This is a genomic window from Anaerotruncus massiliensis (ex Togo et al. 2026) (assembly GCF_030825285.1).
GTDB lineage: Bacteria > Bacillota > Clostridia > Oscillospirales > Ruminococcaceae > Anaerotruncus > Anaerotruncus massiliensis.
Genome location: NZ_JAPJQF010000033.1, coordinates 1 through 16603, shown reverse-complemented (window position 1 = coordinate 16603; position 16603 = coordinate 1). Strand labels below are relative to the sequence as shown.

The 16603-nt window shown below is 57.6% G+C and carries 17 protein-coding genes and 1 tRNA gene; 11 read left to right on the top strand and 7 right to left on the bottom strand.

The window, feature by feature from the left end:
• The first annotated feature begins 111 nt into the window (after nt 1-111).
• From RCI06_RS10025 to RCI06_RS09980, 10 genes are all read left to right on the top strand, one after another.
• Nucleotides 112-981 carry a helix-turn-helix transcriptional regulator gene (locus RCI06_RS10025; RefSeq protein WP_306575938.1) on the top strand — a complete coding sequence of 290 codons (870 nt, stop codon included), beginning with the start codon at nt 112-114 and terminating at the stop codon, nt 979-981.
• Nucleotides 982-1249: 268 nt separating this feature from the next.
• Nucleotides 1250-2266: a LacI family DNA-binding transcriptional regulator gene (locus tag RCI06_RS10020; protein WP_306575936.1), complete on the top strand. Its 1017-nt coding sequence runs from the start codon at nt 1250-1252 to the stop codon at nt 2264-2266.
• A 47-nt stretch (nt 2267-2313) separates the two neighbouring features.
• Nucleotides 2314-3315 carry a ribokinase gene (rbsK, locus tag RCI06_RS10015; RefSeq protein WP_306575934.1) on the top strand — a complete coding sequence of 334 codons (1002 nt, stop codon included), beginning with the start codon at nt 2314-2316 and terminating at the stop codon, nt 3313-3315.
• 62 nt (nt 3316-3377) lie between these two features.
• Nucleotides 3378-3965, top strand: a complete 588-nt coding sequence (locus tag RCI06_RS10010) for an SIS domain-containing protein (protein WP_121586363.1) — start codon at nt 3378-3380, stop codon at nt 3963-3965.
• Between the two features lie 19 nt (nt 3966-3984).
• Nucleotides 3985-4392 carry an RbsD/FucU family protein gene (locus RCI06_RS10005; RefSeq protein WP_306575931.1) on the top strand — a complete coding sequence of 136 codons (408 nt, stop codon included), beginning with the start codon at nt 3985-3987 and terminating at the stop codon, nt 4390-4392.
• 136 nt (nt 4393-4528) lie between these two features.
• Nucleotides 4529-5290 (top strand): AzlC family ABC transporter permease, encoded by a 762-nt coding sequence (locus RCI06_RS10000; protein ID WP_101553048.1) that lies wholly within the window; start codon nt 4529-4531, stop codon nt 5288-5290.
• Complete coding sequence (locus RCI06_RS09995; protein ID WP_101553049.1) at nt 5281-5616, top strand: branched-chain amino acid transporter permease; 336 nt, start codon at nt 5281-5283, stop codon at nt 5614-5616. Before RCI06_RS10000 ends, RCI06_RS09995 begins: the two co-directional genes overlap by 10 nt.
• A gap of 468 nt (nt 5617-6084) precedes the next feature.
• Entirely contained in the window at nt 6085-7578 is a 1494-nt protein-coding gene (thrC, locus tag RCI06_RS09990) for a threonine synthase (protein WP_306575927.1), read from the top strand.
• Nucleotides 7579-7608: 30 nt separating this feature from the next.
• Complete coding sequence (locus RCI06_RS09985) at nt 7609-8829, top strand: cofactor-independent phosphoglycerate mutase (protein WP_306575924.1); 1221 nt, start codon at nt 7609-7611, stop codon at nt 8827-8829.
• 301 nt (nt 8830-9130) lie between these two features.
• Nucleotides 9131-9217: transfer RNA gene (locus RCI06_RS09980), tRNA-Leu, on the top strand.
• Between the two features lie 60 nt (nt 9218-9277).
• On the opposite strand, the gene RCI06_RS09975 is transcribed toward RCI06_RS09980, so the two are convergent.
• The 6 genes from RCI06_RS09975 to RCI06_RS09950 all read right to left on the bottom strand — a co-directional run bounded on the left by RCI06_RS09975 (nt 9278) and on the right by RCI06_RS09950 (nt 15511).
• Nucleotides 9278-10972: a recombinase family protein gene (locus RCI06_RS09975; protein ID WP_306575921.1), complete on the bottom strand. Its 1695-nt coding sequence runs from the start codon at nt 10970-10972 to the stop codon at nt 9278-9280.
• Between the two features lie 247 nt (nt 10973-11219).
• Nucleotides 11220-12554 (bottom strand): FtsK/SpoIIIE domain-containing protein, encoded by a 1335-nt coding sequence (locus tag RCI06_RS09970; protein ID WP_306575918.1) that lies wholly within the window; start codon nt 12552-12554, stop codon nt 11220-11222.
• The gene (locus RCI06_RS09965) at nt 12554-13510 is read right to left on the bottom strand and encodes a viral replication protein (protein WP_306575915.1); all 957 of its coding nucleotides are present in this window, start codon (nt 13508-13510) and stop codon (nt 12554-12556) included. The genes RCI06_RS09970 and RCI06_RS09965 overlap by 1 nt, the downstream gene beginning before the upstream one ends.
• Nucleotides 13511-13670: 160 nt before the next feature.
• Nucleotides 13671-13994: a hypothetical protein gene (locus RCI06_RS09960; protein ID WP_306575913.1), complete on the bottom strand. Its 324-nt coding sequence runs from the start codon at nt 13992-13994 to the stop codon at nt 13671-13673.
• A gap of 177 nt (nt 13995-14171) precedes the next feature.
• On the bottom strand, nt 14172-14555 hold the full coding sequence (locus tag RCI06_RS09955; protein ID WP_306575910.1) for a helix-turn-helix transcriptional regulator: 384 nt from the start codon (nt 14553-14555) through the stop codon (nt 14172-14174).
• Between the two features lie 416 nt (nt 14556-14971).
• Nucleotides 14972-15511, bottom strand: coding sequence for an SLOG family protein (locus RCI06_RS09950; protein ID WP_306575907.1), 540 nt, complete (start codon nt 15509-15511; stop codon nt 14972-14974).
• 107 nt (nt 15512-15618) lie between these two features.
• Here RCI06_RS09950 and RCI06_RS09945 point away from each other — a divergent pair, with 107 nt between their 5' ends.
• The gene (locus tag RCI06_RS09945; RefSeq protein WP_306575905.1) at nt 15619-15855 is read left to right on the top strand and encodes a helix-turn-helix transcriptional regulator; all 237 of its coding nucleotides are present in this window, start codon (nt 15619-15621) and stop codon (nt 15853-15855) included.
• Nucleotides 15856-15974: 119 nt separating this feature from the next.
• Here the strand turns inward: RCI06_RS09945 and RCI06_RS09940 are convergent.
• A partial coding sequence (locus RCI06_RS09940) for a zinc ribbon domain-containing protein (RefSeq protein ID WP_306575903.1) occupies nt 15975-16603 on the bottom strand: 629 nt, incomplete at its 5' end.

Below are 16603 nucleotides of genomic sequence, written 5' to 3'. Positions count from 1 at the left end.
TGATTTTGTATCATGGATGTGTTATTCTTTGAATATCCCCTATAATCCTTATTATATCGGGGATTCTATCAAATACAATGGTAGTTTATTGATATTGATGGTGATTTATTGATGTCTGCGATCGATGAGATCAGGTCGGGACGCTGTCCCCTCGGGCTGCGCGCCCCCGCGGGCTTTCCCGGCGTGCTTCCGACGGAGTGCGGGCGGCTGGAGGCGGGCGCGCCGCTCTCCTTCACGGGGCACGCGGTCCTGCTGCTCCACCTCTGCGGGGGGCGCGTGTCCGCCCTGCTCGGGGAGGAGTCCCTCCGCCTTGAGCCGGGGTGCTTCCTCGTCGCGCGGGACGCCTCCGCCCTGCGCCTGCTGCCCGAGGGGGAGGCCGACTGCGCCTACCTGCTCCTCAAAAACGCGCGGGAGCTGGCCGCGCTGCTGGCGCGCGACGGCGCGCTCCTGCGCCCCCACGCCGGATGCCGCGCGGCGGGCCTGCTGTGGAACTTCTGCCGCCGCGCGCAGACGGGCGGCTTCCAGAACCCCTTTGCCGCGAGCGAGGCGGCCTACCGCATCCTCATGGAGCTCTGCGCGGCGGCGCCCCGCGCGGACGCCTGCAGCGAGCTGGTGCGGGGCGCCATCGACCTCATCCGGTCCGAGCCCGCCTTCCTCGCGGGCGTCGACGAGCTTGCCGAAAAGCTCGGGGTGAGCAAGTCCCACCTCATCCGCACCTTTACGGCGGAGGTCGGGGAGTCCCCCGGCAAGTTCCTCCAGCGGGAGCGGATCGACGCCGCCAAGCTCCTCCTGCTCAACCGCGAATACCCGGTGGAGACGGTGGCCAACATGACCGGCTACGCGGGCGCCAACTATTTCTGCAAGGTCTTCCGCCGCCTCACCGGCGAATCCCCCGGCGAATACCGCGCCCGAGCCTCCGCCCCCCTCCCCGGCCGGGACCTCCCCCGGCTCGACGCCTTTGAGGGCGTGCATTACGTTTAGCCCCCGGAGGAGCTTTTGAAAGGGTTCCCCCGGACCCCTTCACGTTGCACCGACAGAAAAGGCCCGGCGTTCCATCCGGAACGCCGGGCCTTTCACCATGCGGAAGCCTCCCGATTCGGGCGTTTCCGCCAAGAGGCCCCCGGGATTCTTGTGCAGGCTGTCCGTTGACAGGGAACCGCGGAAGCGTGTAAGATAAATACGGATGCCAAACGTTTGCGCGAAAACGTTTGGCACGGAAAAAGCCTGCGCGGGAAGGGGGAGGAAAGGCGTGAGCATCCGCGAAATCGCCCGCATGACGGGGCTTTCGATCACCACCGTGTCCCACGCGATCAACGGGACCCGTCCCGTGTCGGAAAAGAGCCGCCGACTCGTCGAGGAGGCCATCCGCCGGACCGGCTACAGGCCCAACCTCGCCGCCCGGGCGCTCAAGACCCAGAAATCCAACATCATCGCGCTGATCATCCCCTCCACCGAGCCGGGCAACTCGACCAACTGCTTCTTTTTCGACGTGCTCGGCGGCGTCAAGGACACCCTCCAGCGGCGCGGCTACGACCTGATCGTCTCCACCTATTCCGAGCGCAGGTCGGATATCCGGCTGGACAGCGTCTCGGTGCTCAAAAAGAGCTGGATCGACGGGCTCCTGCTCGTCCCCAACAGCCGCCACAGCCGTTACGACGAGCTGCTCGCGGGCGTCGACCTGCCCACCGTCCTGCTCGACCGCCGGCTCGACGGCTGCGACCTGCCGCTCGTCTGCTGCGACAACGAATCCGCCGCCGAGCAGGCCGTCGGCCTGCTGGCCGATTCGGGCCGCGCGCGCATCGGCTACCTCGGCGGCGCGCTCGACCTCTCGACCGCCTACGACCGCTATGCCGGTTACCGGAGGGCGCTTGAAAAGCGCGGGCTCCCCCTCGACCCCGGGCTTGTCCGCCTGGGGCTCGACTATTCGATCGAGGCGGGGCGGGAAGCGGCCCGCGAGCTCGTCGGACAGGGGGCGGACGCCGTCTTTGCCGCCAACAGCGTGCTGACGATGGGGCTGGTCAAATACCTGGGCGGGGCGGGGATCGCCATTCCCGGCCGGGTGGCGGTCGTCGGCTTCGACGATTACGACTGGACCGAGATCGCGAACCCGCCGATCACGGCGGTGCGCCAGAGCGCCTTTGCGATGGGCGCGAAGGGAGCGGAGATGCTGATCGGGCTGATCGAGGGGCGCGAGCCGCCCGAACGGACGGTCCTCCTGCCCGCCGGGCTGACTCTGCGCGAATCCCACGGCCCCGCGCGGCCGTGACGAAAGGGATTATCTGATCGGACCAACTTGATAAAGGAGATGCAGCTATGTACAAAAAACCGAAGATCCTCGTGGTCGGCAGCTTTATGATGGACCTCATCGTCTCCACCGGCAGGTTCCCGAACTCCGGGGAAACGGTGATCGGCAAGAGCTTCAACACCGCCTCCGGCGGCAAGGGCGCCAACCAGGCGGTCCAGGCCGCGCGGCTGGGCGCCGACGTGACGATGGTGGGCAAGGTGGGCGACGACGGCTTCGGCCGGGAGATGACCGCCTCGGTGGCCGCCTCCGGCATCCACACCCAGCACATCCTGGCCGACCCGGACCACGCCTCGGGCGTGGGCAGCATCACGCTCGAGGTCGAGGAGGGCCAGAAGAGCCGCAACCGCATCATCGTGGTGCCGGGCGCGAACATGGCGATCACGCCGGAGGAGGTCGCCTTCCTGAAGGAGGAGATCGCCGCCTACGACATGGTCATGCTCCAGCTCGAGATCCCGATGGAGATCAACGAACTCGTGGCGAAATACGCCTATGAGCAGGGCGTCCCGGTCATGCTCAACTCGGCGCCCTCCGCGCCGCTTTCGGCGGAGCTGCTCTCCCACCTGAGCTACATCTCCCCCAACGAGCACGAGGCCGCCGACCTGACGGGCGTCGAGATCCGCAAGCAGGGCAAGGAGGTCAACCGCGCCGACGTGGACGCGGCGGTCCAGGCGCTGCTCGCCAAGGGGGTGCAGAACGTCATCATCACGCTGGGCAGCTCGGGCGCGATCGTCGCGAACGCGCGGGAGAGCCACTACTGCCCCTGCATCGACGTGGTGGAGGTCAAGGACCCGACCGCCGCGGGCGACTCCTTCGTGGGCGCGTATACGACGGCGGTCTGCGCGGGACTCACCCCGGCGCAGGCGCTCGAATTTGCCAGCTACGCCGCCACGATCACCGTCTCCAAAATGGGCGCGCAGCCCTCGCTGCCGACCCTCGACGAGGTAATCGCGCTGATGAAGGAGCAAAAGTTCGACAGCTTCGACCTGTCGGTGCTCGACGTGCTCAAATAATCCGGAAACAGAATTCACGATAAAGGAGCGACAACAGCTTGAAACAGGAATCCATCCAGGCGATGCGGGAGTTCACCGCCAGGGCGCGCGAGGCGTTCGACCAATTTGTCGACGGCGTGGAGGACGCCGAGTATGTGAAGGCGGCGGAGCTCATCCTCGCCTCCCGGCAGAAGGGCGGCCGCCTGCACATCACCGGCATCGGCAAGCCCGGCCACGTGAGCGGCTACGGCGCGTCGCTGCTCTCCTCCACCGGCACCCCCACCTACTTTCTGCACGGCACCGAGGCGGTGCACGGCTCCTGCGGGCAGCTCGTGCCGGGCGACGTGGTCATCTGCATCTCCAACAGCGGCGAGACCGCCGAAATGAAGACGACCGTCACCGCGATCAAAAATAACGGCTGCGAGGTAATCGGCGTCTCGGGCAATCCCGATTCGTGGCTCGCCAAGCAGAGCGCCGCCCACCTCTTCGCGGGCGTCTGCTGCGAGGGCGGCCCCCTCAACCGCGCGCCGCGCGCCTCGATCCTCGCGGAGAACTTCGTGCTCCAGCGGCTGAGCGTGCTTTTGCAGGCGAACCGCGGGCTCGACCCGAAGCAGTATGTCATGTGGCATCCGGGCGGGACGCTCGGCCAGCTCCGCGACAACGAAAAATAACCGACAGGAGGCAAGCGCCATGCTGAAAGGCGGCTGTATCAACCCGGAAATCATGAAGGCGATCTCCCTCTGCGGCCACGGCGACCAGATTCTGATCGCGGATGGCAACTACCCGCTCGACGCCAAAACGGGCGGCGCGCAGAAGGTCTATCTGGGACTGACGGCGGGCGTTCCCGAGGTCACGCAGGTGCTCGAGACGCTGCTCCAGAACATCAATGTGGAAAAGGCGGAGGTCATGCTGCCCGAGGACGGCAGCACCCCGGAAATTTTTTCTGACTTCACCCGCCTGCTCGGCGGGAGGGCGCTCGACGGGCTCGACCGCTGGGCCTTCTACGGCGCCTGCTGCGAGCCGAAGGTCCGGCTGGCGATCTCCACCGGCGAAAAACGCGTCTTTGCAAACATCCTGCTCACCGTGGGGGTCGCGTGAGCGCCCGGTGTAAAAAAGAAAAAAACCGCGCGGGCAGCCTTGCCCGCGCGGTTTTTTTACACGCCTGCGGTTGAATTTTGCGCTGTATTGTGCTACCATTGGAAAGATCAAAATCTGATGTTTCGAGGTTGTTTCCATGGCAAAGGATACCAGTAAAACCCTGCGCGCCGCGCTCACCGCGACGGCGCCTGTCTTTTTCGGCTACATCTTTGTCGGCATGGCGTTCGGCCTGCTGCTTCAGAAGGCGGGGTACAACGCGCTTTGGGCGTTCGGGTGCAGCCTGACCGTCTATGCCGGGTCGATGCAGTTCGTGCTCGTCGAACTGCTCACCAGCTGGGTGGGGCTGGCGCAGACGGCGGTCGTCACACTCGCCGTTCAGGCGCGCCACGCCTTCTACGGGCTTTCCCTCATCGACAAGTTCAAGGGCCTCGGGAAAAAGAAGCCCTACCTCATCTTCGCGCTCACCGACGAGACCTACTCGCTGCTCTGCTCGGTCAAGACGCCCGAGGGCTGCGACCGGGGGAAGTTCTACCTGCTGATCTCCGCCCTCAACCAGAGCTACTGGATTGTGGGCGGGGTGCTCGGCGCGACGATTGGCGAGCTGGTGCCCTTCAACTCGACGGGCATCGACTTCGCGATGACCGCCCTCTTCATCGTCATCTTTGTCGAGCAGTGGCTTACCGCCAAAAGCCACATCCCCGCCCTCGTGGGGATCGCCTGCGCGGCGGTCTGCCTGCTGCTGTTCGGCACCGACGGCTTCCTGCCGCCCGCGCTGCTGCTCACCGTCGCGGTGCTCGTCGCCGGGCGCCGCACGATCGAACGGAAGATCGGTCCCCCGGCGGAGGAACCCGCCGGGGATGCTTCGGATGGAAAGGAGGCGCCGGGATCATGCCGCTGAGTCCGCTTCAGGCAGTCGCCGTCATCGCGACGGTCGTCGCCGTCACCGTCTGCTGCCGCGCGCTGCCCTTCCTCGTCTTCCGCGACGACCGCCCCGTCTCGGGGCTGGTCGTCTACCTCGGGCGCATCCTGCCCTTCGCGATTATTTCGATTCTCGTCATCTACTGCCTGCGGAATACCAGCTTTACCGCCGCGCCCTTCGGCGCGCCCGAGATCATTGCCGTGGCGCTCGCCGCCGCCATCCACGTCTGGAAGCGCAACAACCTGCTCTCCATCGGCATTTCGACCGTCGTCTATATGTTCCTGCTACAGGTCGTGTTCGTGTGAGTTTCCGCGCAGCCTCCGCGCGAAGTTGTCGGGCAGGTGCGGGCGCCCCCCGGAAGGCGCGGCGCTCCCGCGGGCGGGGCGGAAAACCGTGCGGCTTGGCCGCACGCGCGCTTCGCGCGTGGCGCGCCTCCGGCGCGCCGTTTTCCGCCCGCCCGGCCCCGCTTTCTTTTCTCTTGCAAAAGAAAGCGGCAAAGAAAATGCGCCGGAAGGACAGGGCGTTCCGCCCGCCGCCTTTTGGGAGAAGGCGGGCGAAAACGTTTCTTTATGGCGGGCGAAACGTTTTTCACGGGACGCGGGTAGGGCGGAGCGACGCGCCCCGCCTGAACCCAAAGTTTTGAGAGGGGTCCGGGGGGAACTTTTTCAAAAGTTCCCCCCGGAGGCTTTTCAAAGCCCGCTGAATATGATATGATAGTTGAGTTGAATACAGCTGTGTGTCATTGGCGCACAGTTTAAAGGAGTTTGGTTTCCATGGATTACATCAGCACCCGCGACAGTGGGCACCGCGTCAGCGCGGCGCAGGCGATCGTGTCGGGGCTCTCGCCCGACGGCGGCCTGTTTTTGCCCGAAAGCCTGCCGCAGTTCTCCCTTTCGGAGATCGAGGCGATGGCCAAGACCGGCTACGCCGGCCGCGCCGTGGCCGTGCTCTCCCGCTTCCTGACCGATTTTTCCGAGGACGAGCTGCGGGAATACGTCTCGCGCGCCTACGCGCCGGAGAAGTTCCCGCCCAAGGCGGTCGCGCCGGTCGTTTCGCTCGACGAAAACGCCCACATCCTCGAGCTTTTCCACGGCCCGACCTGCGCGTTTAAGGATTTTGCGCTGCAATTGCTGCCCTTCCTGCTGACCGCCTCGCTGCGCAAGACCGGCTGCGACAAGACGGTCGTCATCCTCGTGGCCACCTCGGGCGACACGGGCAAGGCCGCGCTTGAGGGGTTCGCCGACGTGCCGGGCGCCAAGATCTGCGTCTTCTATCCCGACGGCGGCACCAGCAACATCCAGCGCCTCCAGATGACCACCCAGGCGGGAGAGAACGTCATGGTCTTCGCCGCCGAGGGCAATTTTGACGACGCCCAGAACGGCGTCAAGCGGATCTTCACCGACCGCGCCTACGCGGAGGAGCTCGCGGACAGGGGGTACATCCTCTCGTCGGCCAACTCGATCAACTGGGGGCGGCTCGTCCCGCAGATCGCCTACTATTTCTCCGCCTATTGCGAGTTGCTGAACGCGGGCAGGATCAAGCCCGGCGACCCGGTCAACGTCGTGGTGCCCACCGGCAATTTCGGCAACATCCTGGCGGCCTATTTCGCCAAGCACTGCGGCCTGCCGGTCGGGAAGCTCGTCTGCGCCTCCAACCGGAACAACGTCCTCACCGACTTCATCACGACGGGGACCTACGACCGCAACCGCGGCTTCTATGTCACGACCTCCCCGTCGATGGATATCCTCATCTCCTCCAACCTCGAGCGGCTGCTCTACCTGCTCTGCGGCCGGGACGACAAGGTCCTGCGCGGCTATATGGAGGCGCTTGCGAAGACGGGGAAATACACGGTGGGGCCGGACGTCCTTGCGAAGCTGCAAAGCGAGTTCGCGGCGGGCTGCGCCGACGACGCGGCGACCGCCGCGGCCATCCGCGGCGTCTACCGGGAGACGGGGTATCTCTGCGACACCCACACCGCGGTGGCGGTGAACGTCTACCGGGATTACGCCGCCAAAACCGGCGACCGGACGCCGACGGTCATCGCGTCCACCGCGAGCCCCTTCAAATTCGCAAACAGCGTGCTGCCCGCGGCCTTTGGCAGGGCGGCGGACGGCGGGGACTTCGCTCTGCTCGCAAAGCTGGCGGAGCTTTCGGGGCAGCCCGCGCCGCAGGCGCTCGCGGGCCTTCAGGATAAGACGGAGCGGTTTACCTCGACGGTCGAACCCGCGAAGATGAAGGAAGCCGTAAGCGGCTGGCTGGGCATTTGAGCGCCCCATTTTGACAGAACGGGTGATCGTATGAAATATGTGGTAATGCTTGGCGACGGCATGGCGGACCGCCCCGTCCCCGAGCTCGGCGGCAGGACCCCGCTCGAAGCGGCGGTCAAGCCGCATATGGATTTCCTTGCGCAGCACGGCACCGTGGGCATGGCGCGCACCGTCCCCGAGGGAATGCCTCCTGGCTCGGACACCGCCAACCTTTCGGTGATGGGCTACGACCCCAGGATCTACTACAGCGGCCGCTCGCCGCTCGAGGCGGTGAGCATGGGCATCCCGCTCGCGGCGGACGACGTGACCTTCCGCTGCAACCTCGTGAACCTCTCGGAGGAGGGGGCGCTCGAGGATGCGACGATGGTCGATTACTCCTCCGATGAGATCACGACGGCCGAGTCGACCGAGCTGATAGCCTTCCTGAACCGGGAGTTCCACACCGAAACGCGCGGCCTCTATCCGGGCATCAGCTACCGCCACTGCCTCGTGCTGCGCCACGCCGAGACGGGTACCGACTGCACGCCGCCGCACGACATCTCCTTAAAGCCCGTGCGGGACTGCCTTCCGAAGGGCCGCTACGGCGAACAGCTGCTCGACATGATGAAGCGGTCCTATGCGCTGCTGCGCGACCATCCGGTCAACCTGGCGCGCGTTTCCCGCGGCCTGCGCCCGGCCAACTGCTGCTGGTTCTGGGGCGAGGGGACCCGCCCCGCGCTCTCCTCCTTTGAGGAACGGTTCGGCGTGAAAGGCGGCGTCATCTCCGCCGTCGACCTCATCAAGGGGATCGGCATCTGCGCGGGGCTCAAGAGCGTCGACGTGCCCGGCGCGACCGGCAATGTGGACACCAACTTCCAGGGCAAGGCGGCGGCGGCGATCGGCCTCTTGCAAAACGGCTGCGACTTCGTCTACATCCATGTGGAGGCGCCCGACGAGTGCGGCCACCGCCACGAGGTGGAGAACAAGGTGAAATCGATCGAGCTGATCGACCGGGAGATCCTCGGACGGCTGCTGCCCGCGCTGCAGGCGAGCGGGGAGGACTATGCCGTCCTGCTGATGCCCGACCACCCGACGCCGCTTTCCATCCGCACCCACAGCGGCGATCCCGTGCCCTTCGTCCTCTACCGCAGCGACCGCGAATCGCCGCTGCACGCAGGCGCGTACACCGAGGCGTTCGCCGAAAAGACGGGGCTTTTCATCCCCGAGGGGCACCGCCTGATGGAGAAGCTCCTCCTCGACGAGCGCATCTGAAATTTTCCGGAAAAGCGGTTGACAAGCCGGGAGCCCAATGATATAATAATCAAGCACGATTGCTGAAATCGTGCTGATATGCGGGTATGGCGGAATTGGCAGACGCGTTAGATTCAGGTTCTGAATTGCGTTTATTGACCCCTTAGAAAGGTCAGCGTCCGCAAATGGCGCTCTAATGCATGTCTACAAAGCTTTTGTGTTTCTTATTCTAACGGTCGAACTCTTCTGCTCAAGGGTTTTCTAATAGGAATTCTAAAATTTCGTCAGAGATTTGAACAGAGGATTTTTGATAACTAAATATGCGGGTATGGCGGAATTGGCAGACGCGATAGATTCAGGTTCTATTGGTCGCAAGGCTGTGCAGGTTCAAGTCCTGTTACCCGCACCATGCGGAGTGTCCATAAAGGATTTCAGATTCTTTATGGACACTCCGTTTTTTCATGCTCTTTTATGCGGAGTAAGCGACCATTACACCCTTGCGGGTCTGTACCTTCACATCCGGCACCGGAAGTTCCAGAATGTCGGGGATCTGGATAGCACCGATACAATGATAATGAATGGTCAGTCGCTGCCGATGTTCTCCATCTACCTTTTCAGCGTGGTACACCTCAATGCGCTGGATTAAATCATTCAGCATCCGGGCCGTCAGCTTCTTGGCGCGGGAGTATTTGCGCACGGTGGAGATAAACATATCAGCAGTTACCGTCTTGTCCTCCACCTTCTCCAGTTCCGACTGCAACACCTTGATCGTCCCCTGCAATTCCGCTTGCTCCTGTTCGTACTTGGCGGACATTTTAGCAAAGCGTTCATCGGAGATTTTGGAGGCCACGTTGTCCTCATACAGACGCTCAAAGAGCAGGTCGAGTTCCTTGTCCCGTGCTTTCATGGCGTCCAACTCCCGGCGCTTCCGTTTCCGATCATCGGCGGCGTTCTGCTGGGAGTTGCCCATAACCACCCTTGCAAAGTCCTTTTCGTACCGGCTGGCAAAGCGTGTCAGGCGGCGAACCTCGCCCAGCACCACCTGCTCCAGAAAGTCCACCCGGATATAGTGGGTGGCATCGCAGGTCTTGCGGCTGCTGTTATTGTTGGAGCAGTTGAAATACTGGATTTCCGGGTTGCCCTGATTGAAATGGAAATTCATATTCCCACCGCAGTCGGCACAGACAAGGATACCGGAAAACATGTTGTGGCCTCCATCGTGCTTTCTGCGCTTGCGAACCTTGCCCCGTTTCTGCTGCACCTTCTCCCAATCTACCCGGTCAATGACGGCTTCGTGAACATCCCGAAAGATCGCCATATTTTCCTCACTGTTGGCTATCCGCTTCTTATGCTTGTAGGACTTGGAATAGGTCTTGAAGTTGATAACATCACCGCAATATTCCTGTAAGGACAGGATTTTGGCAACCGTGGAATGGTTCCACTTGTCCGGCTCCTGATTCGCTTTCAATCCCGGTCTGCCGATTCCCTTGCTCAAATAGTAGAAGGTGGGCGTCATTACACCGTCAGCTTGCAGGGCGGTGGCGATCTGTTCAATGCCCATCCCGTCCAACGACATGCCGTAGATGCGGCGCACAATGGCGGCGGCGTCCTCGTCAACAATCCAGCGTTTGGGGTTCTCCGGGTCTTTGGTGTAGCCAAAGGGCGGAAAAGAGAGGGGTTCCCCGGCGTTGCCACGGACAACATTGGACAGGCGGCGCTTTTTGGAAATATCCTTTGCGTACTGTTCATTGGCCCAATTCCGCAGGAAGATAAATTCATCGTCCCCCATGGCGGTGTCGATACCGTCACCCACAGACACAAGGCGGACGCCATGTTCCGGGAAAAAGTCCTCCACCAGCCTATCCGCCTCCGTCCGGTTACGGTAGAGGCGGGACAGGTCTTTGATAAAGAGGGCGGATGCCTTGCCCTGTTCCAACTGGGCAAGCATTTTCTGGAACTCCGGGCGGTTGGTGGACACGCCGGTGATACCGTCATCATAGAAAAACTTGAAATTGCTATACCCTTTTTCCTTTGCATACTGGGAAAGCAGTTTCTTTTGGGTCTGGATGCTGTAGCTATCACCTGCCAAACCATCTTCGCGGGATATACGGCCATAGCCAAAAGCGGTGTTTTCTTTGCTCAATCTGTTGTTTGACTGTTTCAAAATATCCTCCTTCCCGGCAGTCAAACAAGCGATATTTACTTACCAATATTATACCATATTTCACATCGAAAGTATAGATAAAACCGCATAAAATCAAGGTTTTTTCACATTTTCATCTTCGTATTTCCGGGTATCTTCACACATCCAATTCAACAGAATATCGCTCATTTTCTGGCCGCCCTCTTGGGAGTATACAGGGGTGACGATGAAGGTCTTGCCCTGCACGTTGTATTCGTGGGTTTTCTGTTCACACCCCATCGGCCCCACCCCCGAACGCTTTTTCTTCATCAAACAGATAGCCTTGAAACACTGTCCCATCGTGCAGCAGGAAACGCCCCTGCACATCTTTGGGAATCCGGCTGCTTGCATCGGTATTGTCCAGTATGATCTGGGACAGCACATTGTCAGCGTGGCCACACGCCCGACAGTCAATGTTGTTGCGAATCTGCCCGGATAGGATGTTCGCGTCCGGGCGCTGGGTGGCAAGTATGAGGTGGATGCCAAAGGCGCGGCCCTGTCTTGCAATCACCGACAGCTTGTTTTCAATCTGCGCCACCTGCTCCTTTTCAGACTTCTCAAGGCCGGTCTTGTCCAAAACCTCAGCGACTTCGTCACAGGCAACGATAATGCGGGGATGCATGGAACCGGTTTTTCGGTTGTATTCGTCAAGGTTGGAACATTCTGCGCGGCTAAATAGTTCTTTGCGTATTTCTAACTCGTAAACGATGCGTTCCAGCATATGCAGCAAAGTTTCTTTAGTGGTGACCATGTGGCAGCGATTATGCCATACACGGGGATAGTCCACGCCTCCTTTAAAATCGGCAATATATACCCACGCTCCCTTTTGCACACACTGCATCAACAACAGTTTCAGCAGGACGGATTTGCCGGAACCGGTGGAGCCGCCGACAAGAATATGGGGTATCTTGGTCAGGTTAACCGATACAGGCCCGGTCAGACTTTCTCCCAGCAGCAACACAAAGCTGTCCCGGTTCAAGTATTCCTCTTTCCAGTAGAGCACTTCCGGCAGACCGTCCCCAGCCGGGACGGTGTATAGCAGAATGCGCCGTTTGTTCTTTCCCTCCTTAATCTTGACTGCGTAGACGTCAAGGGCGGCTTCCAACTTCTCCTGCTTGTTGCTCCAATCCATGAGAGGGATGCCGTTTGCTTCAAATTCCAGTATCTCCACATGGGGACTGTCCTTGTCGGGATAGGCCGCTACCAAAAGGGGCGTTTCCCCGGCGTGGTTGACAAAGCCGATGCGCCGCAGGTTGTCGTGAATGGCTTTGCCGCCCAAAGGCATACCAAAGAGTAGGAGAAGCAGGACGCCCCCGGCGATAGCACCGAACCTTAGCAGGTTTTCAATGCCCATACGGTTCATGGCGGCGAATACGTCGCCGCTGTCCAGCTTGAAGATCGGGCCGCGAAACAGCCACAGCGACGCCGCCAACGCCAGATACCCGGCGAGAATATATCGCTTTGCCTTGTCCCTAAAAACTGCCGTACAGCCAGCCTGTAGGCGCAGGAGCCAATAACGGCGTTTTGTCTGTTGTTCTAATCTAAATTTCTGATCCTGATTCATTAAAATATCGTCCTTTCATTGCAGATGGTTTCCCATACGGTGCCATCTGATGTATATTCCATAACTCTGTGAATGCGACGCAGGAATGCCTGCCACGTTTCCGGTTGATTCCACTGAATGGCTTTATATTGTGCCTTCAGTGGCAGATTGCTTGTGATATATACCTGCTTGAAACAAGCCACCCGGTCACTGTACCGGGCAGGGAGAAACAGTGGGTAAATATCCAGAAAGTTGAGCATTTCCTCTATGGGCACCTGGGAGTGAAATTCCTCAAACACAAGGACTTCCTGCCCGTGGTATCCGTCAAAGACAACGCCTTTTCCCTCCCGGTAATTGGTGATGCGGCAGACCTCGCGGGGATTGTGCTGTTCATAAATATATCGGGTCTTACCGGCCCCGCTGGCACCATAGAAATATGCCACCTGTAAATCCCGGTTCTCGGTGGCGTACCGCTCCGATAGCAGGGTTTGACGCAGGGTGTCAATGTCCCGGATTTTAAAGGCCATTTTGGGGTCGTCCTCGATGATCTGTGCTGTTGTTAGGCCATCGCGGATATTTTCCATTAGCCGTGCCATTGCCGGTGCCTTTTCCGCTTTTTCAGTGGGGAGATCACCGTGTTCCTCAAATGTGCCTTTAATTACAGTTTCGGCCTTGTCGCTGTCTGCCCATTTGCCGGACTTCATAACGTAGTCCCGATTCTGCTGACAGGTTCCGTATGCTTTTTCGATGTGTGCAGCGGGGAATCGGTTTTTGATTGTGCCAAACCGCACCGGCGAAGCGGAATAGAAAAAGACATTTGTGTGATACGTTCCTGTTGACGCGATTTCATCCGACATACAGAAATAGTCGGGAGAAAATTGCATCAGGATTTTGGATATGGCGTCATGGCACAGGCCGCATTCCTGCGGGTTGTTGATAACCAATGTCCACTTGCGGGCTTGTGCATTGTTTGCCACTTGTGCGGCCCCCTTTCGGTTGCTACATGCTACATGGTTTCCATAAGGGTAATACTAGCCCTTATGGAAAGGGCGGCGCCGAACCGCCGCCGGCGGGAACATTTTTCTTTGGGGAAAAATGTTTTATCCCCCCGGCTGCTTATCCGGCGCCGCTTATCCTTTAACCCTTGTGATTCACCAATGAAATGCCGGTGGCTTTGGCACCTACCTGTACGGCTCCATTTTGCCAGTACAGGAACACTTCGATGCCGGACAGGGTCACTTCTACATAGCCGCTTTCGAGGGCTTCTACAAGCTGTTTTCCTTCAATACGGATATTGATTTTTTCTAACCCTTTTTCCGGCAAACAAATGGAATAGCGGTAGCCGGTGATCGTATCCGTCCGCTGTCCGTTTGTATACTGGTACGCCGGGATGACGTCGGTTAACCAGAATTTGCTTCCCAGTGAGCGCGGGTCGATTTGCATTTCTGTTACTTTGAGCATTGTAGTTCCTCCTAATGAATGGCGGCAGGGCTGGCCTTGTCCCGTGTGCCGCATGTAGTATTCAGAAACTGTTTCTGTATCTACATCATATTGCTTTTCAAAGGGGGGCATTGCCTCTCCGGAGAAGCAAAAAAAGAATAAAAATATGCTGCCTTGTCAAAACAAGACAGCATAATCTTAATTTTCTTTAGTTATTGGCAACAAGTCACAACCGTTATCATACAAGTCAATATTCACCTGAACAATATTAATTCTGTTTTTCAATCCATCTTCCCAAATTTTTCTTTCTGGAAACGCAATAGATTTGAGTTCTCTCCATTTATCAGGAGATAACTCAAATGCATTGCTAATAGCATATACAATCTCATCTGTTGCTTTATAAGGGCCACCTCTACCATCTTTATTATGATAGATTTTGTAAATTGTTGATCTGGAAACGCCGCTTTTTCTAATCAAATCTGCTTGTGTCATTCTTTTCTCTTTCAGATACCATTTGACGGCATCAGAAAAATTGCTGACTTTTGTAATGTCTAAGGAGCGATTCGGCATATTATTTGCCAAATTGCGCCTTCATATTTTAGTCAATTCTTACTTGTGGTTCCCGCGCTCGGAGGTGGCAAGTTGAAGCACTTGCTGTACTGGGCTATGCGACCAAAATGCAAAGAAAACACTTGGCATAGCGCCACCTCCTTTCGGGATGCGCTCGCGATGGTTTATATTCGGATATATAAACCACCTCCGGCGCGGGGAACCAGAAATGTGTATAGTCAATTTAATATTAAAAATAGCACCGCCATCTCTGGCCGTGCCTCTTTTCTGTATAAGTATAAAAACTCATATAGCTACTTTAGGATCACTGGAACAATACAAATACGTGTACCTACCCCTTGGCATTGTCTAAACATCTATCTGCCAATTGACAGTTAACTTACTTATTTATTGTATCATAGGGAGTGTGAAAAGTATAGGGAATATTGTCAGTAAATTATTAGGTTCCTTTTCGGTGCCGTGGTATCTGATAGATTGCATATCGTCAGACCCCGCTCTTGAGCCATGCCGACCGTTTGTGCTGTTCCTCCTGATTGCCCGTCCCAATAACAAATAAGGTGGGATGCATTTTCCACCAAGTATCTATTTCGCTGGTAATAGCAGCTTTGGGTATACTCCGGCGATACAATTACAATCTGATCTGCGCACTGTTTAACGATCTTATGTAGATTGCCCCAGCTATCTTTGAATGTATGGGCTGCATAAGGCAGTATGGCAATGAGGCGGGTGTTACTGTATTGCTGTTGCTGTTCGCGGATATCCAGCAATATGTCAGCGCAGGTCAGATCAAAGCCTTTTGCCATTCCGCATAGAAAGGTTTTGTAGCCCAGTTCTAGCGCCTGAATGATGGCGTTGTGTATACTGGTTTGCAGTCTTTCATATTCAAGATTATCAAATTCCAAAGGGAAATAAAACTTTTCGGGCCGGTATCCGCTGAAACTGGCCGAGCAGAAAATATCTGTATCCATGATTATTACCCCTATACACATAATTTACTATTTATATAGTAACTATATATAAGGGAATAGTCAAGATGTAACTACGCATATAGACTATATCTAAAGGAGTAGTTACTATGGATAATTCTATATTTGTACCGCAAAATTATGGGAAAATTCGTTTTTGTTTCAATGAGATAATGGATAGTAAAGGCATAAACCGAAACCAGTTAGCAAGTCGGGCAGGTATCCGTTTTGAAGTTGCAAACCGTTACTATAACGGTCAAATTGAGAGAATGGATATAGATGTTTTGACAAGGATTTGTTTTGTCTTGGATTGTGATGTCGGTGATGTTATGAAATACCATAAGTAATTAATACTTGTTCATTCTATTATTTAGTAACTCCAAAGCAAATGATGCTTAACAATAGGCTAAGTACAGTATACAAGGGACTACACAGGGTAACGGTCTGACGGGAGGTGTGCTGCCCGTCAGATTTTCCATGTAATGTTGATGGCTTCGCTTGTGGCGGCTATGGTGGTAATCATCAAATCCACCACCCGCCGCTTGTCGTCAAAGGATACATTCTCCCAAGTGTCGAGGTAGCCGGAAATCTGGCTGACCTGTTCCGGGCTGATGGCTTCCACGGTCAAGTCCGCTATCCGCTTCACAAGTTCCTGCTTGCGCCCGTCCAGTTCCGCTATCTTCACATTCACATAGGAGAGCAGGACATTGTTCGCCCCCGTCAGGCTGTCCACCAGCTTTTCAATCTCGCCGTCCACATGGGCAAGTTCCACTTGCAGGGCGGCGATTTTCGGATTGGCCTTTGCCGCTTTCTTCCTGCCCGTCAGCGTCTTGTGGCTTTCCAGCTTTTTTACCATCTGCTGATAGACTACCGTTTCCAGTTCGGCGGTGTAAATCTTGCCGCACCCGACGCAGCTTTTGTTGTCCAGCCGTTTCGTACAGCGGAGATATTGACGGCCTACCCGGTTGACGATACTCATAAGCGCATAGCCGCAGTTACCGCACTTGATTTTTCCTGCCAGCCATGTGTGGGTGGCTTTTCGGGCGGACTGGATTTTCATGTTGTTCATCAGCTTCTTGCGGCAGGCCAGCCATG

Coding starts and splice junctions, on each gene's coding strand:
- rbsK (WP_306575934.1), top strand. CDS start 2,314: ATGTACAAAAAACCGAAGATCCTCGTGGTCGGCAGCTTTATGATGGAC.
- RCI06_RS10000 (WP_101553048.1), top strand. CDS start 4,529: ATGGCAAAGGATACCAGTAAAACCCTGCGCGCCGCGCTCACCGCGACG.
- RCI06_RS09985 (WP_306575924.1), top strand. CDS start 7,609: ATGAAATATGTGGTAATGCTTGGCGACGGCATGGCGGACCGCCCCGTC.
- RCI06_RS09970 (WP_306575918.1), bottom strand. CDS start 12,554: ATGAATCAGGATCAGAAATTTAGATTAGAACAACAGACAAAACGCCGT.
- RCI06_RS09995 (WP_101553049.1), top strand. CDS start 5,281: ATGCCGCTGAGTCCGCTTCAGGCAGTCGCCGTCATCGCGACGGTCGTC.
- RCI06_RS09950 (WP_306575907.1), bottom strand. CDS start 15,511: ATGGATACAGATATTTTCTGCTCGGCCAGTTTCAGCGGATACCGGCCC.
- RCI06_RS10025 (WP_306575938.1), top strand. CDS start 112: ATGTCTGCGATCGATGAGATCAGGTCGGGACGCTGTCCCCTCGGGCTG.
- RCI06_RS09945 (WP_306575905.1), top strand. CDS start 15,619: ATGGATAATTCTATATTTGTACCGCAAAATTATGGGAAAATTCGTTTT.
- RCI06_RS09960 (WP_306575913.1), bottom strand. CDS start 13,994: ATGCTCAAAGTAACAGAAATGCAAATCGACCCGCGCTCACTGGGAAGC.
- RCI06_RS10010 (WP_121586363.1), top strand. CDS start 3,378: ATGCGGGAGTTCACCGCCAGGGCGCGCGAGGCGTTCGACCAATTTGTC.
- RCI06_RS10005 (WP_306575931.1), top strand. CDS start 3,985: ATGCTGAAAGGCGGCTGTATCAACCCGGAAATCATGAAGGCGATCTCC.
- thrC (WP_306575927.1), top strand. CDS start 6,085: ATGGATTACATCAGCACCCGCGACAGTGGGCACCGCGTCAGCGCGGCG.